Source organism: Bacteroidota bacterium, from assembly GCA_016706865.1.
Lineage (GTDB): Bacteria > Bacteroidota > Bacteroidia > Chitinophagales > BACL12 > UBA7236.
This window is the reverse complement of sequence record JADJIS010000003.1, coordinates 478125-504154: the sequence shown is the minus strand read 5'-3', so window position 1 is coordinate 504154 and position 26030 is coordinate 478125. Positions and strand designations below refer to the sequence as shown.

Here is a 26030-nt window from a genome sequence, read left to right as displayed (position 1 = left end):
TGTCCTATGTCCAGTCCCGTGTCCCGTGTCCCGTGTCCTATATCCCGTGTCCCATATCCCGTGTCTCAATAACCGTACTTATCCCCCCAGCGCTCTTTCAAAAACCTCCTCATCTCATTCTCCTTCGCATTATTTCCGGGTTCGAAAATTTTTGTGCCTTTTATTTCTTCGGGGAGAAATTCCATTTCGGTGAAATTATTTTCGTAGTCGTGGGCGTATTTATATTCTTTACCGTAATTTAATTCCTTCATTAATTTGGTGGGAGCATTTCTTATGGGTAAAGGAATTTGCAGATCACCTTTTTCTCTTACAATATTGGTGGCATTTTGTAAAGCGACATAAGAGGCATTACTTTTTGGTGAGGTTGCCAGATAAATAACGGTTTGTGCGAGGGTTAGTCGGCATTCGGGATAACCTAACATGGTGACTGCCTGAAAACAACTTGTTGCTAATAATAAAGCGTTGGGATTTGCATTTCCAATATCCTCACTTGCAAGCACCAACATGCGTCGGGCTATAAATTTCGGGTCCTCCCCTCCTTCTATCATGCGCACCATGTAATATATCGCAGCATTAGGATCACTTCCGCGCATACTTTTTATAAATGCGGAAATGATATCGTAATGTTGTTCGCCATTCTTATCGTATAAAACAAGTTTTTTCTGTGCAATTTGTTTTACGAGATCATTGGTAATAATTAATTTTTCTTCGGCTACAGATTCTTCAATTAATTCGAGCAGGTTTAATAATTTTCTTGCATCACCTCCACTTAATTGTAAAAGCGCCTCTTCTTCTTCAATAATTATTTTTCGTTTGGATAATATTTCATCTTCCGTAATTGCGCGTTTAATTAATTGCTGTAAGTCTTCTTTGGTAAATTCTTTTAATACAAATACCTGACTTCTCGACAATAATGCGGAAATAACTTCAAAGGAAGGATTTTCCGTAGTGGCACCAATTAATAAAATGGTCCCTTTTTCCACTGCACCCAACAACGAATCCTGTTGTGCTTTATTAAAACGATGTATCTCATCAATAAATAAAACTATTTTTCCGCCACGTTCTCCTTTTTCAATTACTTCCCTCACATCCTTAACCCCCGAAGAAACTGCACTCAGCGAAAAAAACGGAAGGTTTGCCGATCTTGCTATAATATTGGCGAGAGTGGTTTTTCCAACTCCCGGTGGTCCCCAGAATATCATGGAAACCAATTTTCCGCTTTGTATCATCCTCCGCAAAACCTGTCCCTCCCCCACTAAATGCTGCTGCCCAATAAATTCATCGAGGTTTTTGGGGCGAAGGCGTTCGGCGAGTGGAATTGTGTTGAATAACATGGTGTAAAGTTAGGGGAAAATTGGGTGAAGAATGTTCAATAGTATATTATGCTAACCTACGAATGATCAAAAAGTTACACAGGAATTTAAAAACAACGATATTTGTCTAAAATCCAGTCTTTAAACCGAAGTGCATTATAAAATTCAATTTCGCATCTGCATGTTTTATATTTAAATAAACATTAATGATAACGAATATGTCAAAAATTTATTAAATAATAAATATTCCCACCTAAAAAATAAAACACATGAATAAACTGAAATTAATATCGCCGCTGATTTTTTCCTTCTTCTTAGTTATTACTAATTACTTATTTGCACAGGCACCTGCAATCGAATGGCAGAATACTATTGGAGGGAGTAATTTTGATTATCTGCGGTCTTTACAACAAACCACCGATGGCGGATATATACTAGGTGGATTCTCCAGCTCCGGTATTTCCGGTGACAAAACCGAACTCTTATCAGGTAGTTATGATTATTGGGTAGTGAAACTTAACAGTAGCGGCACTATTGAGTGGCAGAATACTATAGGCGGAGGAGCTGGAGATTATCTGGCTACCATCCAACAAACCACCGATGGCGGATATATAATAGGGGGATATTCCTATTCTGGTATTTCGGTCGATAAAACCGAAGGTTCAGTGGGTTTGGGTGATTATTGGGTAGTGAAACTAAATAGCAGCGGCACGATCGAATGGCAGAATACCATTGGAGGTAGTCATGATGATCAATTGCGTTCAATCCGACAAACCACAGATGGCGGATATATACTGGGGGGATATTCCACTTCCGGTAATTCAGGGGATAAAACCGAAGCATCGTTGGGTGTTGATGATTATTGGGTAGTGAAATTAAACAGTATCGGCGCAATCGAATGGCAGAATACAATTGGGGGAAGCGGTGATGATTTCCTTTTTCCTATACAAGAAACCACCGATGGCGGATATATACTTGGTGGATACTCTAATTCCGGAATTTCTGGTGATAAAACCGAAGCATTTTTGGGTGGTATTTCCGATTATTGGGTAGTCAAACTCAACAGCAGCGGTACAATCGAATGGCAGAATACTATTGGGGGGAGCAGTGATGATTTGCTGTTTTCCATTCAACAAACCACCGACGGCGGTTATATTCTGGGGGGATACTCTGGGTCTGGTATTTCCGGGGATAAAACCGAAGCTTCCTTGGGTGATTATGATTATTGGGTAGTGAAACTCAACGGCAGCGGAGCAATCGAATGGCAAAATACCATTGGTGGGAACAATAATGATTTTCTGATATCCATCGAACAAACCACCGATGGTGGATATATTATGGGGGGATACTCCTTTTCTGGTATTTCCGGTGATAAAACTGAAACATTGTTGGGTGCTAATGATTATTGGGTAGTGAAAATAAACAGCATTGGTGCCATCGAATGGCAGAATACCATTGGAGGGAGTCATTATGATTATCTGATTACCCTCCAACAAACCACTGATAGCGGATATATTCTCGGGGGATACTCACAATCCGGAATTTCCGGTGATAAAACCGAAGCAAACTTAGGTGGTAGTGATTATTGGGTTGTAAAACTGGTTGGACCTGCTTGCACACCTTTTCCGGAAACATGTAATTCTTTGGATGATGATTGCAATGGAATAATTGATGATGGAGTTGTGTTAACCATTTCCATTTCTGCCGGCGGAGCTACAACGTTTTGTCAGGGAGGTTCTGTTGTTTTAACTGCAATACATTCTGGCACATCTCTCCAGTGGAAAAAGAACGGAGTAAATATTGCAGGTGCAACCGGTACCTCGTATACAGTTACTAAAAAAGGGGATTATACATGTGAAACAACAAGTATATGTGGCACAGCAACTTCAACTTTAATTCCAGTAATTGTAAATAAAAACCCCGGTGCATCTATAACCGCAACGGGTGCAACTACCTTTTGTGCAGGAGGAAGTGTAACCTTAACCGAGGTTCCTGTAGGAGCAAGCAGCTATCAATGGTACAAAGGTGCATCAGTAATATCCGGTGCAACATCAACAAACTATATAGCCACTACCACCGGAAATTATAAATGCCGTGTAACAAAAATAGCTACCGGTTGTTTCAAAAATTCAAATACAATTACTGTGAGTGTGCCATGCAGAGAAGCTAACAATACAGTAGAAAATACTTTTTCAATATACCCAAATCCTGCATTTAATTACATCGCGATCGAAACAGATTTCTCTACCGAAAAATCAATTTATTTAACCGATGCGATAGGTCAAATTCTGCAAACAATAATTACATCTGAAAACAGTTTCATTATCGATTTGCAAAATGTTGGAAGTGGTATTTATATAATTAAAATAGAAGATGGAATGAATTCATGGTCGCAAAAATTTGTGAAGCAATAAGCTTAAGTAGAATAATTTAAAGTGTATGTCTTACTACTCAGAGGCAGGAATATTGGAAAAGAAGTTTAAATTTCTTGCGAAATTTACCCCACTCTTTTCTGTCCTTGTCATGTCCTTGTCATGTCCTTGTCATGTCCTTGTCATGTTCTAGGTCCTAGGTCCTATGTCCTAGGTCCTATGTCCTACTTCTAATTTTCCTCAAAAATATCTAAAAGATCTTTCGATTTAAGATTTTCCTTAAACTCTAAAAATTTTCCATAAATTAATTCACCGGTTTTAACGTTGTAAACCATAAAAGAAATTAATTCACTATCACTCGTATAAATAAGTGCATAGTCAATAGAGCCATTTAAAATTTTATTACCTAACTCATCTGCGCTCAATATTGTGGCCTCATAAGGATAATCCTCAAGAAATTCTTCGTGACTTCTGACCTTAAATTTACTTTCGCTTACGTATTTTTTAGACAATTTCAATGTGTAGTCCGGAATATATAAGGTATCCATTTTTAATTTTTCGACCTCAGAAGGGATAGATATATCAGTATCAAATTCGCCTATAGGTTTTCCTGCAAGAATATAGTCATTTATCGTCTTCACAAATAATTTTAAAAAACCGGCATTATAATTATGATATTGTATTTCATAAAGATATTCTTCTCCCTTTTCAATTCCTTCCGTATTATTTGTCCTATCAATATATAGGTTCATGTAAGCAATCGGTTTCCACGTTATTTTAGTCTTATCTGAGTTTTCTACTTTTAATTGTAATTCAAAATACACAGTTGATAAAATTTTGGGAGTAGCAAGAAATCCTTGCATTTTCATGTAAGAATATCCATCTTCATTCACATAATATTTTAACTCATCGTATGTGATCACTTCGTACTTTGTTAGTGTCCAAGATTTTTCTAAGGCCTTTTCAATTACATCTAAAGAATCTTTATAGTTATCTGTGACCACAAAAACCAAAGTAGTTTTCTTTAACGTCTCAATGTTTTCTGCAAACACTGATTTTGAATAATAATGAACTTTTATTTGCCCATACACTAATAAATTAATAGAAAATAAAAAAATAATGCAAATAAATTTTAGTGAAAATTTCATGAGTAGTGTGGTTTAGGTTATAGTTAAGAGGGTTTGGTCAATTTTCACCAAATTTCGGTAATTTAGATCAAATTTAAAAAGGAGTGAGGAGAGAGGAGAAAGGAGATTAAATTTCTGGCGAAATTTTGCTAAACACTATTATGTGTTTCCTGATACTTGATTCCTGATACCAAAATATGAGAAATGAGAAAGGAGTTGAAATTTCTTCGATTTTTTTTCAAATCACTGAGTTTGTTTTCCTGATACTTGATTCCTGATACCAAAATAGGAGTTTAAATTTCTGGCGAAATTTTGATATGACATGTCTTTTTCTATCCCTATGTTGTATTGTTATGCCTTTAGTGAGACCCTCGCGAAGAGCGAGAGCCTCACTCCTCCGATGAATAATTTACGGCCTGAAAAAAATCTCCAAATAGAAATTAATTCTGAATTAAAATCAAATTAAATCCTATGTCCGATTTCCCATGTCCTTTCTGCTTTCTATACCTTTAGTGAGACCCTCGCGAAGAGCGAGAGCCTCACTCCTCCGAGGCATAATTTACGGCCTGAAAAAAATCTCCAATTAGAAATTAATTCTCAATTAAAATCAAATCAAATCCTATGTCCGATTTCCCATGTCCTATGTCAATCCTATGTCCTACTTCCTATTTCCTACTTCCTATTTCCCCTCAGAAATTACTCTTATCCGTAGCCATAACAATCCTCACATGATTCTTAGCTCCAATTTGAAGCACATCCACAAGATCCTGAATAGTTAATGTTGCATCTGCGCGAAGTACAACTACTTTTTCTGCAGAGTTAGCTGTTGCGTTGTTGAGTTCCATTTCGAGCATGTCGAAACTCACTTGGCGATCGTCAATAAAATATTCTTTTGCAGCATTAACGGTGAGGGTTACATCTTGTTTGCTATAGGTATCTGTAGTTCCGCTTTGCGGCAGTAATACTTTTATCACATTGGGATTTGCCAAAGTGGAAATGATCAAAAAGAATAACATCAGGAAGAACATGATATCGTTCATCGTTGATGAAAACACTTCGAGATCGTAATGTTTTTTTCTTCCTATTTTCATTATTCTTTAGTATTAATGATACGTATAAAATCGAAAGCTGCACGTTGCAATCTCAATGCAAAACGTTCAATTTTCATCGTAAGTAAATTAAATGCACCATATGCGATAATACCTGTAAGCAATCCGAAACCGCTGGTGATCATTTTCTGATATAAACCTGCGGAGATTACAGAGATACTGATATCATTTGTTGTGGATATATCATAAAAGATAGTGATAACACCGGCAATGGTTCCTATAAATCCGAGCATGGGAGCTATACCTGCAACAATTCTCAACACACCCATATGTTTTTCCATTTCCAGAATTTCGATATTGGAAGCAGTTTCCAAACCGGATTCCACTTCATTCATCGGACTACCAACCATGTCCAAACCTGTGTCAACAACTCTGGCTACGGAAGTATTTACATTTGCTACATATCCTTTTGCAGACTTTAAATTTCCTAAAACGAGTTGATCTCTTACCTGCGGAATTAATCTGTTATCAATTTTTGATTGTGCATTTATGGTGATAAATTTATATATCCAAACATAAATTGTGATCACCAACAAAATTGCGATCGGTATCATTACCGGACCACCCTTTGCAAGAAGTTCAAATATTCTCAATTTTTCCACTGGTTCAACAGCGGGAGTGGTAAGTGTTGACACAGCTGTGTCTTGTATCTGCAGAATGAATGATAAAACCATAATTAGTATCTATTTAAATAAATTTACAATATTGATTCAGCTTGCCTAAATTATAAATACAAATAAACAGCTAAAAGCGTAGAGATATTGGCTATAATCGTATAACTTATTAGTTAAGTAATTGCCTGATGTACAGTATTATAAACATCCGGCAACGTGGTTTTTATTCATATTACACACAAATACGAAATCTTGTGCCAAATTATTGTGCTAACTCAAATTTAATAAAAGATACCGGTGTGCTCAAATGCGATAGAGTTATTTTTTTTTACCACAAGGGACACAAGGGAACCCTCAAAGAACACTATGAATACAAATAACACTTTGTGTCCCTTGTGTGTTCTCTTGTGCTCTTTGTGGTTATTTTTTTTTACCACAAGGGACACAAGGGAACCCACAAAGAACCCTATGAATACAAATAACACTTTGTGTCCCTTGTGTGTTCCATTGTGCGCTTTGTGGTTATTTTTTTTTACCACAATGGACACAAGGAAACCCACAAAGAACACTATGAATACAAATAACACTTTGTGTCCATTGTGTGTTCCATTGTGCGCTTTGTGGTTATTTTTTTTACCACAAGGACACAAGGGAACCCACAAAGAACACTATGAATACAAATAACACTTTGTGTCCCTTGTGTGTTCCATTGTGCGCTTTGTGGTTATTTTTTTTTACCACAATGGACACAAGGAAACCCACAAAGAACACTATAAATACAAATAACACTTTGTGTCCCTTGTGTGTTCCATTGTGCTTTGTGGTTATTATTTTTTACCACGCATCACCAAAAAAATTGGATGTTCAGGGAATAAAGAGTTCAGGATGTTCGATTCTTTTGATAATTCCTTGTTCAATGTCGGGGAGACTTTCGAAAAGATCGAGACAGGAATCTATTACAAAATAGGTTGCCTGAAATTTATCCTTGATATAAGGAGTATCTAAAATTTTATCGGGATTGTAATCCAATCGTTTGGAGGGAATTCCTGATTTTAAACAATAAATACTTTCGCCTTGGGAGGATAATATTCCGGAACCATAAATGCGCAACAATCCGTTGTCGCGAATTAAGCCGAACTCCACGGTATACCAGTAGATTCTTGAAATAAGTTCTACTCCCACGGGATTATCGATATAACTGAGTGCTATTTTACTCAAGCCGTATAAATATGCACAATATGTCTTATTGGTTAAAAGCGGAAGATGGGCAAATACATCGTGAAACATATCAGGTTCCTCCAGATAATCCAATTGCTCCATGGTTCTCAACCAGGTGCTTGCAGGGAATTTTCGGTTCTTTAGTAATTCGAAAAACTCTTTGTTGCCGATGAGTCCGGGCACCACAACTGCATTCCATCCTGTAAGTGTGTCTAATCTGATATTAAATTCGTCGAATTTCGGAATGGAGTCGGCAGTAAAGTGAATGGTTTCAATGCCATCCATAAACACCTGAGCCGCACGATCTTTTAACAAGGCCATTTGGCGATCGAATAGTATTTCCCAAACCTTAAAATGTTCGGGGGTGTATTGTGTATAGTCCTGGGTTAATTTTTCTATTGTTAGATTCTCCATAATTTCGGCTGTGTTCTTTATCAAACGCTAATTTACGGAAAAAAGGGGTGGGATGTTGCATATATTTGTAATAAAGGTGTAATAGTTAACAAAGGTTTCACATTTTTGAAGTATGTAACAAGTCAACAGTGAGCAGTGGGCAGTGGGCAGTTTGAAACATTGAAGCGAATTGCTTCGAATTAATACTTAAATATTATTTTAAACTTTTATTACAATACGTATGAAAATTTGAATATAATTAAATGGATGTCCTCTGATGATAAATATATTAAAGGAATTGTATGAATTTTATTTTTATATGTTTTATGTACCCATTAAAAATATATGGTGGATGGATAAGGATCGTCATTCCAGCATAACCATATTTTTTTTGACGATCCCACAGATATTAAACCTTTTTACCCTTTTTCTCTATTTAGTTCAGTTCGGGTCAGAATTTAAAATAATACTTTTTTTAGGATTCATAGCAATTTACGTTTTTAATATTAAATTTTATGGTAAAAATGACGGCGACCTTCGTTTCATTGCGAATTGCAAAAAATTATCCATAAGTAGAAAGATAATTTATTCGATAATTAATATTAGTTATATAATTTTTTCGATCTGGTTTATTAAGTTTGTTGCAGAAAAACATAGTTTTGTTTAATAAAAGTATAGAAGAAATGTGTTAGCGCAAATGGGGTAAAATAAGTACATTTGATCGGAAAATATTTTGGCCTGGGTCTAAATACTATAAACTAGGTAACACCTACTGCTCCTCAAGATACCAGTAATCACCGCTAGAAACCGTCCCTTTAGGCTGAATTAAATAATGCCTTTCCCTTGAATAAATAAATAGCGGGATTGTTAAAGCTGCGCCTAGAAGACTGAATCCTGCGGCTTTAAAATAGAGATTGGAATTAAATCCTCCTTCTTTATAACGAATGCTGATTAACGGAGAAATTAAAAGGGCCGAAATAGAGGAAATTGTTAATGCAGCACCAGCAAAATTCTCCATTCCCATTTGGAAGCCACTTTGTCGTGTTATTATGGGTTGAGTTGAAAGATCAATACGACTATAATCAGGTAGTACAGTATTATACTGATCTGTTCTGATATAATCATAATAATTGTTATCAACAGTATCTAAATAATTAAAAGTTACACTGGTAACATTCATTACAAAAAAATCATCATCAATCGACTTAATAAAACCTCCAACTTCAGTTTTTTTCATATTATACAAAGTATCGCTGACAGCCTCTGCATATTCAACACTAAATCCAATATTTGATTCTAATTCAATACGTTTGGTTAAATCGCTGGAATTCACTAAATAAATTGCAGGTACCACATATAATTTTGAGCTTTTTTCTACTGCCTTTAATGAATCCTTTATTTGTTTTTTATCGCCTCCATACATATCAGCAGGACCATTAAATATTTGTGAATGTGAACTTAATGTATGAAATAAAAGAATAAGAAAAATGTATAGCTTCATGTGATAAACGAATTTAACGATATTTATTAGAAGGTAAAAATAGTTTCATCTATCTAAAATCTCCTTGGCGTAAACTCTAACTACTAAATACTATATACTAAATACTCACTTTATGATTATGTCCTTAACCATCCTCTCCCCCAACTCCTCATTAATGCGTGCAATAATATTTTCTTTAGAAAATTTGAGGTCTTGTTTTAAGGGAGCTGATTCGATGAATACTGTTAATACGCCTTTATACAAATGCATACCGGTGGTGTAATTTTTTATGCTTTTACCCATGATGGTTTCCCATAGTTCTTTAATACGAACTTCTGCGATCTTTTCGTCGAGATGGTAACTTTTGAATAAAAGTTTTATTTCTTTACCTATTTCTTTTTCGTTGTCCTTTTTCACAGATTAAATTTAGTGAATTGTTCCGTTAACTACGTTAAAATGATCAAATATTTCCAAATGTTCTTCACAAAACTCAACGCTGCGGTGTTCATCGGCATCGGTGATGAATATTTGAACGAATTCTTCGGTGGATAAAATTTTAAATAATATTTCGAGCCGGCGTTTATCCAGTTTTTCAAAAACATCATCCAATAACAAGATCGCTTTTTTTCCGGTTAACAAATACATCATTTTAAATTGCGCCAATTTTAACGCAATGAGAAATGATTTAATTTGTCCCTGACTGCCGATATCGCGCAACAAATTTTCGTTGATGGAAAAACGAATATCATCTTTGTGAATTCCGGTTGTGGTGCGCTGTGCATTTATATCCTCCCGCAAACTTTCCCTTAATAATTGTATATGATTTTCCATGGATAAATTGGAAATATATTCTATGGATCCTACTTCTTTTTCTTCGGAAATCAATCCATATAAGTTTGAAAATACCGGTAAAAATGCATCCAGATATTTTTTTCTTTCCTCAAAAATAAAATCACCATGCCCTGCAAGTTGTCCGCTAAGAACATTTAATAAAGTTTCATCGGGAAATTCTGTGTTACCAAAATTTCTTAATAGCGAATTGCGCTGTAGCAATATTTTATTATAGGTGATTAATCTCTGCAAATAAATATTATTCACCTGTGCAATGGCAGCATCTAAAAATCGCCTCCTCTCCTCGCTCCCATCGTTAATTATGCCAATATCATCGGGAGCCACCATTACCACGGGAATACTTCCTATATGATCACTGAGTTTATCGTAAACAACTCCGTTTTTTAGAAATTCCTTTTTTTGTTTCGTGAACTTGCAGGTAATACTGGTTTTTTCATCCCCCAACATAAAATCACCATCCAAACGAAAAAACTCCGATCCATGGTTAAGAACGTTAAGATCGGAGCGGGTAAAATAACTTTTACACATACACAAATAGTGAATTGCATCAATGAGATTTGTTTTGCCGGAGCCGTTCAAACCATTGATAAGGCAGAATTTGTTCTCAAAACTGACGGAAACCTCGCCGTAGTTCTTGTATTGAAGGATGTGAATACCTGTTAAAAACACTGTTTGTTTAAATTGTAACCCGCTTTTCTTACCTTTGCACTTCGAATTTTCGAAGAAGATACATGGATCGCTCAAAAATAACAAAAGAAACCTACCTCGAATGGTATGAACTGATGTACAAAATGCGTCGCTTTGAGGAAAAAGCAGGGCAATTGTACGGGCAGCAAAAGATCAGAGGGTTTTGTCATTTATATATTGGTCAGGAGGCAATTGCTGCCGGAACCATTAGTGCCACTAAGCATGAAGATCCAATTATCACTGCTTACCGCGACCACGGATTAGCGATTGCAAAAGGAATAAGTTGTAATGCGGCCATGGCAGAATTGTTTGGAAAAGTTACCGGATGCACCAAAGGAAAGGGTGGATCTATGCACTTTTTCTCAAAAGAAAATTATTTTTTTGGAGGACATGGAATAGTTGGAGCTCAAATTCCAATGGGTGCCGGAATAGCATTTGCCGAGCAATATAAGGGAAGTGGCAATGTTTGTCTCTGTTATTTTGGAGATGGAGCAGTTCGTCAGGGTTCTGTGCATGAAACCTTCAATATGGCGATGTTGTGGAAATTGCCCGTAGTATTTATTTGTGAAAACAACGGATATGCAATGGGAACCTCTTTGGAACGTTCCACAAATCAATTGGACATGTATAAAATTGGCGCTGCATACGATATGCCTTCTTATCCCGTAGATGGTATGCAACCGGAAACAGTGCACGCATCTATTTATGAAGCGGTGGAAAGAGCGAGAAACGGAGAAGGTCCAACATTTTTAGAAATAAGAACATATAGATATCGCGGTCACTCCATGAGCGATCCTGCAAAATACAGAAAAAAGGAAGAGGTGGAAGAATATAAAATGCGCGATCCTTTGGAAACTACTTTGCAGAAAATATTGGATAAAAAATATGCAAATCAGAAAGAGATTGATGATATGCATGAACGCATTGAAAAAGAAATTGAGGAATGTGTGAAGTTTTCGGAAGAATCTCCATATCCGCAGGATGATGCGATATTTGAAGATATTTATATGCAACAAGATTACCCATTTATTAAAGACTAATTTATAAAATACGTTATGGCAGAAATTAAAAAAATAACTGAAGAAACTCCCGCAGAAGAAAAGGGAACCTATTTAAATGTGGAAGACTTCTTCATGAAGAACCGCAATATGATAATTGGTGTACTTGCCATTATTGTTGTTGGAATAGGCGGATATTTCGGTTATAAAAAATTATACATGGAGCCGCGTGTAGCTGATGCACAGAATACAATTTCCGGAGCACAGAATTATTTTATGAAAGATTCCATCGACCTCGCATTAAATGGCGATGGTGCTACAATGGGATTTTTGAGTATAATTGATCAGTATGGTAATACTCCTACAGGAAATCTTGCTCATTATTATGCAGGTGTTTGTTATATGAAAAATAACGATATTGACAATGCAATAAAACAACTGGAAGCCTACAAACCAGGCACCGACGAAATTGCAGGAAAAACGTATGAATTATTAGGTCATATGTATGCCGATAAAAAAGAATATAAAAAAGCAATTGATCTATATATTAAAGCCGGAGAATCGGCGGATAATAATCTGCAAAGTCCTTTATATTATAAATTCGCCGGCGATCTTATGTCGGAGGAAAATGATTTAAAAGGTGCTTTGGAAATGTATAGAAAAATAAAACAACTCTATCCACTTTCACCGGAAGGAATGAATATCGACAGCGATATTTCATATGCTGAAACCAAACTTGGTGAATAAATAATAATGGGCTCTAAACATCAGAATCTTTCACATATTCGTGAAGAAACAGTTCCCTCTGGCGAAAAATTTCGTTTCGGAATTGTTGTTTCTGAATGGAATTCTGTGATCACCGAAAAATTATATCAGGGTTGTCACGCCTCATTATTAAAATATAATACAAAGTCGGAAAATATTATTACGGTGTATGTTCCGGGCAGTTTTGAATTACCTCAGGCTGCTCAATTATTATTGGAATCGCAGGAATTGGATGCAATTATTTGTTTAGGTTGCATCATTAAAGGGGAAACTACACACGATCATTATATTGCTGCTGCAGTAGCGCATGGCATTATGAATTTAAGTATTGATTATTCCACACCGGTTATTTTCGGTGTGCTCACTACAAATGATGAACAACAGGCATTAGATCGCTCTGGTGGCAAATATGGAAATAAGGGGGATGAGTCAGCAGTTACAGCTCTCAAAATGGCTGCACTTCGTGAGAGGTTGATTTAGCATGCAAACATTGCGCGAATCCACAACATTGGAATCGCGGATTATTATGGATTTCGCGGATTGCGCGGATTTGTAATGTTTTAATTGATTAGGAAACTGCTGCACAATGGAGAGGTCTTCGGGAAGCCACAACATTGGAATCACGGATTAATATGGATTTCGGGGATTGCCCGGATATGTAATGTTTTATTTGATCAGGAAACTGCTGGAAAATTACGCATTAGCAAATAATTAATTACTTTAGCCCTATGCAACTCATATCGGTAAACTCTGGAATGTTTAAATTAGATGGTGGTGCCATGTTTGGCGTGGTGCCAAAAAAGATCTGGAATAAGTTAATTCCTGCTGATGAAAACAATTTATGCACCTGGGCAATGCGCAATCTGGTAGTAGTTGCTTCCGGAAAAGTTGTGTTGATCGATTGCGGTATGGGAACTAAACAGGATGAAAAATTTTTCAGTCATTACGAACCTCATGGTGATTTTACCCTAAATAGTAATTTAAAAGAAAATGGCATTTTACCCGAAGATATTACGGATGTTTTTTTAACCCATTTACATTTTGATCACTGTGGTGGCGCTGTTAAAAAAGATGATAGAGGCAAACTGGTTCCGGCATATCCAAATGCGCGCTATTGGAGCAATGAAAAACAATGGAATTGGGCTACAAATCCTAATTCACGTGAAAAAGCGTCTTTTTTAAAGGAAAATATTTTACCGTTGCAACAACATGGTGTGCTTCATTTTATTGAGGAACACGAAGAATTATTTCCGGGTTTTTCTACCATCTGGACCTACGGACATACGGAAGCGATGATGTTACCGGTAATTAAATTCAGGGATAAAACCATTGTGTATTGCGCCGATCTTTTGCCATCCTATGCACATATTCCTATCCCTTACGTTATGGGCTACGATATTCGCCCACTGGTTTCGATTAAAGAAAAGGAGAGCTTTTTAAAGGAGGCTAATGACAAAAAATATATCCTGTTCTTTGAGCATGATGCCGTTAACGAATGTTGCACCCTGCAAATGACAGATAAAGGCATTCGACCAAAGGAATTTTACAGCTTATCGGAGATTCCGGTAACTGCTCTTTTTTAAAATATGCTAAAGTATTATCCCCATTCTTTCATTTAAATTCACAAATTATTATCTTTGCCGCCCGAAGTGATTGAAATTTTGGTTTTTTTCACTTAAAACAATGGCGTGGTAGCTCAGCCGGTTAGAGCGCAGCACTCATAATGCTGAGGTCGAGAGTTCGAGTCTCCCTCACGCTACGAATAAACCCAATTATCGATAATGATAGTTGGGTTTTTTAATTACAGTTTGATCAAACAAAAATGAAAATGATTAGCAAATTAGCTAATTAGCAAATTAGCAAATGGGGATCTCGCTTCGAGCTATGTGTTTAATTTTCGGGGTTGTACAATTATCAAATTAAGCACTTAACAAATTAAAAAATGTGTATGTACAACTGTGCGAATTTTCCCCAAATCCCGGTGATCTTCAATTTTTCTTTGGGAGATAATAGCTGGTGAGCAAGACTTTGGAGTAATGGAACACTATTTGAACCATTATTGATAAAATTTGCAGTATGAGAAAGTTTATCATTTCCTCGGGCATATTTGCCTTGGTTTTAACACTATTAATATCATGTAAGGAAGATGGCGGAAATAACAATGGAGATACTTCACAATTAAAAATATATCTTACGGATGCTCCTGCCGAATATGATGCGGTTTATATTGATGTTCAATCAGTGGAAATACATTCGGATGCGGATGGTTGGAGGACCTTAAATGTTATTAATCCCGGTATTTATGATCTTTTAAAATTTAATTCAGGAATTGATACACTCATCATTGATGAAGATATTGCCCCACAAACCATTTCTCAAATAAGGTTGATTTTAGGGGATAATAATAGTGTTGTTGTTGACGGTGTAATACATGACTTAGCAACTCCATCTGCTGAAACATCAGGTTTAAAATTAAATGTGCATTATACTTTCGAAGCAGGAATTGCCTATGAATTATGGATGGATTTTGATGCAGAACAATCGATAGTAGAAAAAGGTAACGGAGATTATTCACTCAAACCGGTAATCCACGTTTATACTCAGGCGGAAACCGGTGCAATATCCGGAACTATAAATCCTTTTGATGCGGCATTTTATGTAATGGCTACTACTCCAACGGATACTATTGGAACATTGATCGCGGATGATGGATCATTTTTAATTAGTGGAGTACCGGCGGGAAATTATGATGTAACATTTTCACCGGTTGCTGGATATACCGAAATTACTGTATCTGATGTAAATGTGCAGACAGGTAATGTTACCAATATAGGGGTTATTAATATTCCATTATAATTTAAATATGTACTGTACTGAAAACAGTTGATTAGCAAATTATCAAATGAACCCATCCTCCAATTGAAAATATTTCTAGGGGATGGGTTTTTCTTTTCATGGAAGGTAAACAAGATTAGCAAATTAGCAAATGGCGATCTCGCTCCGAGAAATGGGTTTAATTTTTCGGGTTATACATTTACCAAATTATCCACTTACCAAATTACCAAATACTTTTATTTTCCTAATCCGGCAACTAAATTTATGGTAAGTGCTACAACAAAAGTATTCAGCCCAAATGCAAGTAAACCATGCAACAAAACAATTCTCCTCATTTTTGGAGATGTAATAACAACATCTGAAACCTGAAAAGTACACCCAATAACAAAAGAAAAATAAGCAAAATCAATATAATCAGGTTCTTTTGTTTCGGGAAAATTTAATCCTTCCGCAACTTTTTTATTATCCTTATTAATATCGTCGTAATATAAATGTGCATAGTGAAAGGTAAAAATAGTATGCACCATGATCCAGGATAATAACATTCCTGATATGGCTATAATTAAAAAGATCCATTTATCCTGGGCTTCCGATGCAGAGGAGATCATTAATAATAAAACCATCAACATTCCACTAAACGAGGATAACAGAATCATAATAAATACAAATGATTTACTGCCGTCATCAAGGTTTGCATGAACACGGATATCCTTTACTTTTCTATTAATTAAAATGATCCAACTTATAATTAGATATGCAGCTGAAAAGACGATCCAGCAAAACATAAAACGCATTAATTGATCAGTGCCTTTTGCAAATAAAAAAAAAGTAATTATGGCAATTACCAAACTCACTATCAAGCGATGTATAGGAAGCATATTATTTATAAAGTATAACAACCCCGTATCCTTTTGTTGTTCCATATTGATTGAAAGTTTAAATGCAAGGTAGAGAATAATTCGAGAAAGTGGCAAACTTTAGATACGAACTTTTAATCAAAAACCTTTTTTGTATGACCGGGTCTGCAAAACGCTACTTTTTAATTACCTTCATGCCCAAATTAACAACATGGATCCCTTGGTTTATATATTGGCGGGTTTAGCAATAGGTGCAATACTGGCCTGGTTTATAAGAAAATTGGTTGCAGAAAAAAACATGGTCGGAAGAACTGACCTGGAGGATAAACGCAACCAACTCACTCAGGCCGAAAGTAAACTTACTTTTTTGCAGGAAAAACTCAACGATTTACAGCAGCTGGTTACAAATACAGAACTGGATTTAAAACGCGCTGTAGAGGAAAAAGAAAAAAATAATCTTTTATTAGCATCATCACAAACATCTTTAGAAAAACTCGAAAAGGATCACACGGAATTAAAAACAATACAGGAAAATAATCTTTCACAAACTAATGAATTAAAAGATTATATTCTCAAAATAAGATCGGAGAATGAAGTATTAAAAGAAAAAAACAATACCATAAAAAAAGAGATTGAAGAAATAGGTGAAAAATATACTTCGCAGTTTAAAAACCTGGCGAATGAGATCTTAGAAGATAAAAGCAAAAGATTTACTGAAGAAAATCAGAAAAATATCAAATTAATATTAGAGCCACTTAATAATGATATCAAGGATTTTAAAAGGAAAGTGGAAGAAACCTATGAAAAAGAAAATAAACAACGGTTCTCTTTGGAGGAAAAAATAAAAGATCTGGTCGTATTAAATCAGAAAATAAGTGAAGAAGCCAATAATCTTACCAAAGCACTTAAAGGTCAGCGAAAAACACAAGGTGACTGGGGAGAAATGATCTTAGAAAATATTTTACAAGAAAGCGGATTAACAGAAGGCAGGGAGTATTTCAGACAAGAATTTATTAAAGACGAAGCAGGCAATACCATCATGAACGATGATGGAAAAAAAATGCAACCGGATTTTATATTACAATATCCCGATAAACGAAAGGTTATAATAGATAGTAAAGTTTCTTTAAGTGCTTATGAAAGATATAATTCTTCAGAAGAAGATATGGAACAGAAGGTAGCTTTGCAAAATCATATCGCTGCAATATACAATCATGTGGATGAATTAAATAAAAGGAATTATTCACAGTTTGTAAAAGGTTTGGATTTTGTCATGATGTTCGTTCCTATTGAACCTGCCTATTTATTAGCAATTCAAAAAGATGCTGACCTGTGGAATTATGCATATAAAAAAAGAGTGATACTCATCTCCCCGACTAATTTAATTGCAGCAATAAAACTTATCTCCGAGATCTGGAAAAAAGAAGAACAAAATAAAAATGCTGTTGCTATTGCAGAAAGAGGTGCCGCCATGTATGATAAATTTGTCGGCTTTGTGGAAAATCTAGTAGATATTGGCGACCATATCGGAAGATCACAAAAAAGTTATGAAGATGCCATGAAACAATTAAAAGACGGCAGCGGAAATCTTATTGGTCAGGCAGAGAAATTAAGAAAACTTGGTGTGCAAGGGAAAAAGGTTTTGCCTGGGACGATAATTAATGATGCGATGATTGAGGATGATTGATTGTTCTTCGTTCTGAGTTCTGGGTTCTGGGTTCTGCGTTCTGGGTTCAAGACGGAGGAAAATCACTCGTGTGTGGTTTGTTTGTTGTTCTTTATTCCTTGTTCTTTATTCGATATTATTGTTCTGGGTTCTGACATGTAGTAGATCTCCTTCGTCGATCACTACATGTTTTAGTTCTGAGCCTGCCTGCGACTGTGTCAGCGTCTGGCAGGTTCTAGGTTCTAAGTTCACCACCCCATAAAGTGTCCCCACAGTGTTACGCGTAGCGAACGCTGTGGATTCGGAGCTGAAAGTTTAGGGATGAGTTCTATTCTGGGTTCTGAGTTCTGTGTTCAAGATTAATTATCGACGTATCGTTCAACCGTTTGAAATTGTTTTATTCGGAGTAAAATTTTGCTCATGTCAAAACTGAATACTGTGACTGTGACTGCGACTTCATTCAGGTTCTACGTTCTGAGTTGAAATTTGATTACGATTCACGTAAAAAAATTTCGTTCCACACTTAAATTCAGCTTCGGAAATTCCTTTTGCAATTTTTCGATTTTATCGAACATGTTTAATTTAAATTCCTTGTGCTCCTTTAGTTCCGGAAAAAATGGTTTGTGGAACATTGCTGTGTGAATTTGATCTAATTGTTCTATAAGATCATAACAGTTTTCATTTATACAAACTTTTTTAAAAATGTTCCAGATATAATCAATTGCCACTTCATTTGGATGTAACATGTCTTTCGTATAAAAACGATAATCGCGCAGATCATCCATCATTATTTCATAAGCCGGGAAATAATATATATCCGGGAATTTATTTTTGAGTTGATGAATGGATTGTAATAAAACTGCCTTACTTAAAGCATTTTCAACCGCTCCATCCTTTAAATGCCGAACCGGACTTAAGGTAAAAATAATTTGCAATCGCGGATATTTTATTTTTAATTCCGTGATAAGATCTGACCAATCTGCAACAATTTCGTCAGACGATAATTGTCTTTTTTCAAACAAAGCAGAAGGCATTTTATGATTATTTGCTACTACCCTACCAGAACTTTTTAATGAATAAACCAGGGAAGTTCCGAAGGTAATTATAAGATGGGTGCATTTTTCCAAAAAAATTTTGCCGCTGCGAATCGCCTCATTCATTCGTCTTATTGCTTCCTCTTTATCGGGATGAGTACAACTGCTGTGAAAATCGAAGGATCTGAATAAACTGACATTTTCAAATATTTCTACCGGTTGCACCCAATTTCCCTTCATTTGACGTCGTAATTGATTGGCAAGTGAAACAGGATTAAAAAGAATACCGAAAGGGTTTGACAAAACATCAAATTTATAATTTGCCAGATTTTGAGAAATGTGTTCAGAAAAACATGATCCGATCAAAAACACAGATGATTCCTGGCTAATGGTTACAGGGTTAGGGAATATGGGAAACTGGGTTCTGAACATTACTCTCGCGAAATGGTTATTTAAAATAGAGTTTGCAATTTAGTATTATAATTTTATTTTTACATGCATAAATCAACAGTTCTATTAATTTGTTGTTAAATTAATATACACAAACATGACAGGGACTCTCCATATATTGATCAAAAGCGATTCCACATCGGGATTGGCAGAGATCATGAGTGGATATCTGAGATTTTACAGCGAAAATAGGTTCAATGTATCAATATCAGGTAAAACAAGGGTGATTCATCCATTGGCAGAACAGGTTTTATCAGAAGATGGAATTGAATATGAAACGGATAAGAAAACCAAAAGTGTATTTATTCCTGATCTGGTGATCTTTATTAATTCCACACCAAATGAATCTATAGAAGGCTCTCCCATTATAAAAGAATTCAGGTTCCCGGATCCATTGCAATCAAATGATTATGATAAGATATTGGCTGATTTTCGAATTGTAAGAGAAGAAATCAAAAAAGAATGTATACAAATGGTTGGTGAACTCCAAATGGTTTAAATTTATCTTCTCAATCATTTATTACATTTAATTTATTCACCTCGTAATATTCTCGTACATATTTATCAGTATATTTATTTAATATGCATTAAATGTTATTTTAATGTAATTTATTATCGAAATTATCTTTCCTTATAAATGAAATCCTATTTTTGATCTACATATTATTATATGTTTAGTAGAAAGGTTGTGTAAGCAGTTATACAACCTTTCATTTTTAATGGCACATTAACTTTACAATTTATTATCACTCGCCTGATTTTCAACATTTTAGTTTACAGTTAAATCAGATTATTATAATTTAATATCACAATGGTATTAATACTGCACTTCTACTTTTGCCCTCATTAATTTCTAACTAAAAAGCAATAAACAATGAAAAAATTATTACTAGGTTTACTGACAGTCGCGACAGGATTCACCGCGATGCAAGCTCAGGTTACTTTCGTATCAGGCGAGATAACGACCAACACAACGTGGACCAACAACAATATTTATCAATTAAATGGTTTTGTTTATGTTGAAGATGGTGCAACCTTAACTATTGAAGAAGGCACTATTATTAAAGGAGACAAGGCAACTAAAGGAACTTTAATTATCACAAAAACCGGAAACATTAATGCAGTAGGTACTTCTTGCGAGCCAATTGTATTTACTTCTAATGAACCTGCGGGTTCAAGAACCTATGGTGATTGGGGTGGAGTTATTATTTTAGGAGAAGCTCCGATCAATGTACCTGGTGGAAGTGCAATTATTGAAGGAGGAGTTGACACACCTGAAGGAGATGGCGCTTATGGCGGAGCAAACGCATCCGACAACAGTGGTACTTTTAAATATGTGCGTATCGAATTTGCAGGTATTCCTTTTGTACCGGGTAATGAAATTAATGGTTTAACCATGGGTGGAGTTGGTTCAGGAACTACTATTGATCACATTCAAATTTCTTATTCAGGTGATGATTCATTTGAATGGTTTGGTGGATCTGTAAATGCTAAATATTTAATTGCATACCGTGGATTTGACGATGATTTTGATACTGACTTTGGTTATTCCGGAAAAGTACAATTCGGTTATGTTTTACGTGATCCAAATGTTGGAGATGTTTCAGGTTCAAATGGATTTGAATCTGATAATGATGCAACTGGTTCAGGAAATACACCCATCTCAAGAGGATTATTTTCAAATATCACCATTGCAGGTCCTAAAGTAAATACAGGAGATGTAATAAACGTAAACTATAAAAGAGGTGCTCATCAAAGAAGAAATACAATGACATCTATTTATAATTCTATTATCATGGGTTATCCTGAAGCTGGATTTAAAATTGAAGGAACAAACACTTCATTAAATGCTGCTGCAGATAATTTACAATTCAAAAACAATATTCTTTCCGGCAATGGTGACGATTATTTATGCACCACTTGCGATGCAGGTTTTAATATTGACACATATGGTTCTTCAAACGGTAATCAAACTATTCTTTTAAATTCAGGAGTAGGTTTGGTTAATGCATTTAATTTATCAAACCCTGACCCACGTCCAACTGCAGGCTCGGCTCCTACAACTATCGGAACATATTTTGCAGGTTTATTAAGTGATCCTTTTTTCACTGCCACAAGTTATGCTGGTGCATTTTCAACTACCAACAACTGGACGGATGAATCATGGGTTAATTTTGATCCTCAATCAACACCATATTCAACTCCCGGAATTAATAATAATCCGACAATTGCAGGTACAGTTAGCAGCATGACTTGTCCAAATACAGGTTCAATTGATGTAACACCTTCAGGTGGAGTTGGAATTTATACTTATGCCTGGAGCGATGGTCCAACCACGCAAGACCGTTCAGGTTTAGCAGCAGGAAGTTATACAATTACTGTTACAAGTAATGGATGTTCCGCATCTGCAACATACACAGTTAATGATGTTACTGTTCAAAAACCAACTGCATTAGTAGCAACTGAAATTAAGCATTGCAGTGCTAAAATAAGTTGGAATGCTGCGCCGGGTGCTACTACTTATGAAGTACGTTATGCAATTACTGGTGGAACTTATTCATCTCCAGTGAATGTTGGTGCTGTTACAAACTTTACCTTTACAGGTTTATTAGCAAACACAAGTTATGATTTTCAAATAAGATCGAAATGTGCAACTGCAGAAAAAAGTGCATGGGCTAAAAAAACTGCCACAACTGCTCTTTGTAGCCAAGTTACAGGTATTGTTGCAACAGGAATAACTTCAAGTTCAGCAATTATAAATTGGTCTGACGTTTGTGGAACAAATAATTATACAGTTCAATATCGCAAATTTCCGGTTAAACCTTGGACTTCGCTTCCAACTGCTTTTACTAACACAAAAACAATTACAGGCTTGCTCGCTTCATCAGTATATCAAGTGCGCATAATAACCAATTGTGGTGGTGGAGCATCTACTCCAACAGCATTTATTTCTTTCACCACACTACCTTTGCGTTTAGAAAACAATGTTATTGTTGACGAGAATTTAATTCAGATCAACCCTAACCCTGCTTCTGAAAATGTAGAATTGACAATTGAAGCAAATGGAACAGTTAATGTATCTATCGTAAATATGGTTGGACAAGTTGTGTATGAAAATAATAATATTTTGGTTGATGGATTTACTACAATCGACCTTTCTGTAAGCAACTTAGAATCAGGAATATATTTAGTAAATGTTAACGGTGAAAATGTTAATGTTACCAAAGAGTTAGTAATAAGTAAATAAAATGTTAATTGCAGTATGATTGTAAGCCTCCCGAATTCGTTCGGGAGGCTTTTTTGTTTACATTCGATTTATGTTTAACTAATGTTACAATAAAGATTAGGTAACATTAAAGCGAGTTCTTTGCATGTAAATATTAAACAACATGTTTAGAAATCTCAAAATAGTATTTTTCCTTTTAATTTCAGGTATTTCAAGCATTATTTATGCGCAGTCGGGCACTATTGCGGGAGTTATTATTGATGCTGATAATTCTGAAACGTTAATTGGAGCTACAGTTAATGTTGAAAATGCTGCAGGGTTTATTACGGGGACAGATATTGATGGAAGATATAATATTTCGGGTTTAAATCCTGGTACTTATACTTTAAAGATTACCTACGTTTCCTATGAGACAAAATTAGTAGAAGGTGTTACTGTTGAAAATAATGAAGTAACTGTAGTAGATATAGTATTAAATACTGAGTTCAGAAGTGCTTTAGGAGATTCATTGCAACTAATAATAAAAGGTAGACCCGGACAAGAAACTATTCAATCGGTTTTAACCATACAGAAAAACAATATGGGGCCTTCGGAAGTATTGTCAAGAGATGTGATTTCTCGTTCACCCGGCAAAACAACCGGCGATGCATTAAAAATGATGAGCGCAACATCCATTGTTGATCAAAAATTTGTTGTGATTCGTGGTTTAAGTGATAGATATAATCTCGCACTTGTAAATGGAAATCTATTGCCAAGTACTGAACCCGACAGAAAAACATTTGCATTTGATCTTTTTCCTTCGGCGATGTTGGATAATTTAATTGTATATAAATCGGCACAACCAAATTTACCCGGAGATTTTGCAGGAGGAATAATTTCCATGAATACCAGAGATATTCCTGATCAAAACTTTTTTTCGGTTTCTGCTGGTGCAGGATATAATACAGTTAGTACTTTTAAAGAATATTATACTTATACAGGAGGAAAAACTGACTGGCTTGGTATTGATGATGGAATACGACAACTTCCCTCTGCTTTCCCCTCCACCCGTGATGAATTTATTGATATACCGTTAGAGGAAAAAGCAAATCTTGGAAAAGATTTTTCGCCTTGGGGAGCATATAGTAATCCTTCAGCTCCGGTTGATCAGAGTTATCAATTATCCGGCGGAATTATTCAAAAATTTAAAGGAGCCGGTGAATTTGGGTTGATAGGTGCCCTAACTTATAACAATTCTTATGTAACCAATATTTCTGAACGTAAAGATTTTGATAATGAAATAACCCCGTTGTATGAATATGAAGATAATCAATATAAAAACAATATTTTATGGGGTGGATTATTAAATCTTTCCTTTAAAGCTAACGACAACAATAAATTCACATTAAAAAATTCTTATTCTGTAAACTCTACAGATATTACAACAATGCGCAGTGGAATTAATTATTCTAAAGCCGCATATGTACAAAATGAATATTATTATTTTAGTTCTAACCAATTATTCTCCACAATATTGGGCGGTGATCATTATTTACCGGGTTCAAAATTAAAAGCAAAATGGGGTTTAGGTGTAAATACCTTAGTTCGCGATCAGCCTAATTACAGAACGGTAAATTATCTGAAAAATATCACACCTGCATTTGAGGGAGATACTTCTTTTCAAACCTCTCCTTCTCCATTTGCATCTCCCGATAATATGGGAATATTTTATTCTTACATGGATGAACAAACCTATTCGGCTAACATAGATTTTACCTATCCATTCCTAATCGGAGAAACAAAACAAAACTTTGGTTTTGGAGGAGGATATATGTTGAAAGACCGTGTATTTGATGCCCGCACCATGGGTGTTGCAACTTCCAATGAAATATTCTTTAATCCAAATTATTTTGCAATTGTTGCGATGACACCGGCTGAACAATTTGCATCAGAAAATTTTTCCGACAGCCTATATTATATAGATGAAACTACAAACGCTTCCGATAGCTACACTGCTCAACAAACAAATAAATCGGTCTATGCGATGTTCGATAATAAAGTTGGAAAAGACCTGCGTATTGTTTGGGGTGTAAGAACAGAATTTTTTGTGCAGACATTAAGTTCTTTTGAATATACAGCAAATCCAAATCCGGAACCAATTGAAGTAAATTCAGCAGAAACGGATAGTGTTGGTTTGAGATTTGATCTTTTACCATCCATTAATATTACCTATGCCTTAAATGAAAAGTCTAATTTACGTTTATCCGGTTACAAAACCGTAGCACGTCCCGAATTAAGAGAACTTGCACCTTTCGGATTTTATGATATTGAAACAAATTCAAGTATAATTGGAAATCCATCTTTATTAGCAACTGATATTTATAACGGTGATATCAAGGTTGAACATTTTTTTGGGGCAGGACAAATTATTTCAGCAGGTGTATTTTATAAAAGATTTATTAATCCGATAGGACAACGATTCTTTTTTGGAACTGCACGTGAATTAAAACCGGTAAATGATTCCGTTGCAACAGTATATGGCGCTGAATTTGAGTTGCGAAAAAATTTAGCTTTTATTAATCGCAGTGCAAAAGTTTTAGAACAATTTACTTTCAGCACAAATCTATCCCTTATTCGTTCGAATACTTTATTACATATAGCAGATACTGCTTTGGCCGGAACTGCTGAAAGACAATTACAAGGTCAGTCTGATTACGTAATGAATTTCGGAATCACCTACATCAATCCCCAAACAGGTTTATCAATTACTACCTTATTTAATCAGATCGGTCGTAGAATTTCTGAATATGGCAATGCACAATACGACAATATTTATGAAAACCCAAGACCCCTTTTTGACGCACAAGTATCCATTCCATTCTTAAAAGAAAAAGGTTCCGTTAAAATTAATGTGAGCGATCTTTTAAATAAAAATGCAATTTTTTATCAGGATCTCGATGAGAATGGAAAATATGATGAAACACTTGACAACACAATACGAAGCATCGACGGTGGTGCTAAAGTATCATTATCTATTAATTACAAATTTTAAAAC

General features: G+C 35.4%; 21 protein-coding genes and 1 tRNA gene. 12 read left to right on the top strand and 10 right to left on the bottom strand.

Translation table 11 applies throughout. From position 1 onward, the window contains the following. Positions 1–65: 65 nt before the first annotated feature. The gene (locus IPI31_11765) at positions 66–1334 is read right to left on the bottom strand and encodes a replication-associated recombination protein A (protein MBK7568489.1); all 1269 of its coding nucleotides are present in this window, start codon (positions 1332–1334) and stop codon (positions 66–68) included. A 248-nt stretch (positions 1335–1582) separates the two neighbouring features. Here IPI31_11765 and IPI31_11760 point away from each other — a divergent pair, with 248 nt between their 5' ends. Beyond that, positions 1583–3727 (top strand): T9SS type A sorting domain-containing protein, encoded by a 2145-nt coding sequence (locus IPI31_11760; GenBank protein MBK7568488.1) that lies wholly within the window; start codon positions 1583–1585, stop codon positions 3725–3727. A 188-nt stretch (positions 3728–3915) separates the two neighbouring features. On the opposite strand, the gene IPI31_11755 is transcribed toward IPI31_11760, so the two are convergent. The 4 genes from IPI31_11755 to IPI31_11740 all read right to left on the bottom strand — a co-directional run bounded on the left by IPI31_11755 (position 3916) and on the right by IPI31_11740 (position 8167). Then, a complete protein-coding gene (locus IPI31_11755; protein ID MBK7568487.1) occupies positions 3916–4833 on the bottom strand; it encodes a hypothetical protein in 918 nt (305 codons plus the stop codon). A 668-nt stretch (positions 4834–5501) separates the two neighbouring features. Next, positions 5502–5903, bottom strand: coding sequence for a biopolymer transporter ExbD (locus IPI31_11750; protein ID MBK7568486.1), 402 nt, complete (start codon positions 5901–5903; stop codon positions 5502–5504). Further along, positions 5903–6595, bottom strand: a complete 693-nt coding sequence (locus IPI31_11745; protein ID MBK7568485.1) for a MotA/TolQ/ExbB proton channel family protein — start codon at positions 6593–6595, stop codon at positions 5903–5905. The genes IPI31_11750 and IPI31_11745 overlap by 1 nt, the downstream gene beginning before the upstream one ends. An 804-nt stretch (positions 6596–7399) precedes the next feature. Next, positions 7400–8167, bottom strand: a complete 768-nt coding sequence (locus IPI31_11740; protein ID MBK7568484.1) for a phenylalanine 4-monooxygenase — start codon at positions 8165–8167, stop codon at positions 7400–7402. Positions 8168–8423: 256 nt separating this feature from the next. Here IPI31_11740 and IPI31_11735 point away from each other — a divergent pair, with 256 nt between their 5' ends. Further along, a complete protein-coding gene (locus IPI31_11735; GenBank protein ID MBK7568483.1) occupies positions 8424–8813 on the top strand; it encodes a hypothetical protein in 390 nt (129 codons plus the stop codon). A 102-nt stretch (positions 8814–8915) separates the two neighbouring features. Here the strand turns inward: IPI31_11735 and IPI31_11730 are convergent, their stop codons facing one another. The 3 genes from IPI31_11730 to recF all read right to left on the bottom strand — a co-directional run bounded on the left by IPI31_11730 (position 8916) and on the right by recF (position 11147). Continuing rightward, a complete protein-coding gene (locus IPI31_11730; GenBank protein MBK7568482.1) occupies positions 8916–9647 on the bottom strand; it encodes a hypothetical protein in 732 nt (243 codons plus the stop codon). A gap of 105 nt (positions 9648–9752) precedes the next feature. Continuing rightward, the gene (locus IPI31_11725; GenBank protein MBK7568481.1) at positions 9753–10043 is read right to left on the bottom strand and encodes a DUF721 domain-containing protein; all 291 of its coding nucleotides are present in this window, start codon (positions 10041–10043) and stop codon (positions 9753–9755) included. A 9-nt stretch (positions 10044–10052) separates the two neighbouring features. Beyond that, the gene (recF, locus tag IPI31_11720; protein MBK7568480.1) at positions 10053–11147 is read right to left on the bottom strand and encodes a DNA replication and repair protein RecF; all 1095 of its coding nucleotides are present in this window, start codon (positions 11145–11147) and stop codon (positions 10053–10055) included. Between the two features lie 62 nt (positions 11148–11209). On the opposite strand from recF, the gene pdhA reads away from it, so the two are divergent. The 6 genes from pdhA (at position 11210) to IPI31_11690 (ending at position 15784) form a co-directional block, all read left to right on the top strand. Then, a complete protein-coding gene (gene pdhA / locus IPI31_11715) occupies positions 11210–12205 on the top strand; it encodes a pyruvate dehydrogenase (acetyl-transferring) E1 component subunit alpha (GenBank protein MBK7568479.1) in 996 nt (331 codons plus the stop codon). A gap of 15 nt (positions 12206–12220) precedes the next feature. Then, a complete protein-coding gene (locus IPI31_11710) occupies positions 12221–12910 on the top strand; it encodes a tetratricopeptide repeat protein (GenBank protein ID MBK7568478.1) in 690 nt (229 codons plus the stop codon). 6 nt (positions 12911–12916) lie between these two features. Further along, on the top strand, positions 12917–13408 hold the full coding sequence (locus tag IPI31_11705; GenBank protein MBK7568477.1) for a 6,7-dimethyl-8-ribityllumazine synthase: 492 nt from the start codon (positions 12917–12919) through the stop codon (positions 13406–13408). A 248-nt stretch (positions 13409–13656) separates the two neighbouring features. Then, positions 13657–14511: an MBL fold metallo-hydrolase gene (locus IPI31_11700; GenBank protein ID MBK7568476.1), complete on the top strand. Its 855-nt coding sequence runs from the start codon at positions 13657–13659 to the stop codon at positions 14509–14511. A 102-nt stretch (positions 14512–14613) separates the two neighbouring features. Continuing rightward, positions 14614–14687 (top strand) — tRNA-Met (locus IPI31_11695). A gap of 317 nt (positions 14688–15004) precedes the next feature. Continuing rightward, positions 15005–15784 (top strand): DUF4382 domain-containing protein, encoded by a 780-nt coding sequence (locus tag IPI31_11690; protein MBK7568475.1) that lies wholly within the window; start codon positions 15005–15007, stop codon positions 15782–15784. A gap of 215 nt (positions 15785–15999) precedes the next feature. On the opposite strand, the gene IPI31_11685 is transcribed toward IPI31_11690, so the two are convergent. Further along, positions 16000–16641: a DUF1345 domain-containing protein gene (locus tag IPI31_11685; GenBank protein MBK7568474.1), complete on the bottom strand. Its 642-nt coding sequence runs from the start codon at positions 16639–16641 to the stop codon at positions 16000–16002. 190 nt (positions 16642–16831) lie between these two features. Between IPI31_11685 and rmuC the strand changes: the two genes are divergently transcribed. After that, the gene (gene rmuC, locus IPI31_11680) at positions 16832–18307 is read left to right on the top strand and encodes a DNA recombination protein RmuC (GenBank protein ID MBK7568473.1); all 1476 of its coding nucleotides are present in this window, start codon (positions 16832–16834) and stop codon (positions 18305–18307) included. Between the two features lie 476 nt (positions 18308–18783). Here the strand turns inward: rmuC and IPI31_11675 are convergent, their stop codons facing one another. Next, on the bottom strand, positions 18784–19752 hold the full coding sequence (locus IPI31_11675) for a GSCFA domain-containing protein (protein MBK7568472.1): 969 nt from the start codon (positions 19750–19752) through the stop codon (positions 18784–18786). A gap of 115 nt (positions 19753–19867) precedes the next feature. On the opposite strand from IPI31_11675, the gene IPI31_11670 reads away from it, so the two are divergent. The 3 genes from IPI31_11670 (at position 19868) to IPI31_11660 (ending at position 26027) form a co-directional block, all read left to right on the top strand. Further along, the gene (locus tag IPI31_11670) at positions 19868–20269 is read left to right on the top strand and encodes a hypothetical protein (GenBank protein MBK7568471.1); all 402 of its coding nucleotides are present in this window, start codon (positions 19868–19870) and stop codon (positions 20267–20269) included. Between the two features lie 375 nt (positions 20270–20644). Further along, a complete protein-coding gene (locus IPI31_11665; GenBank protein MBK7568470.1) occupies positions 20645–23017 on the top strand; it encodes a fibronectin type III domain-containing protein in 2373 nt (790 codons plus the stop codon). 142 nt (positions 23018–23159) lie between these two features. After that, positions 23160–26027, top strand: a complete 2868-nt coding sequence (locus tag IPI31_11660) for an outer membrane beta-barrel protein (GenBank protein MBK7568469.1) — start codon at positions 23160–23162, stop codon at positions 26025–26027. Positions 26028–26030 lie beyond the last annotated feature (3 nt).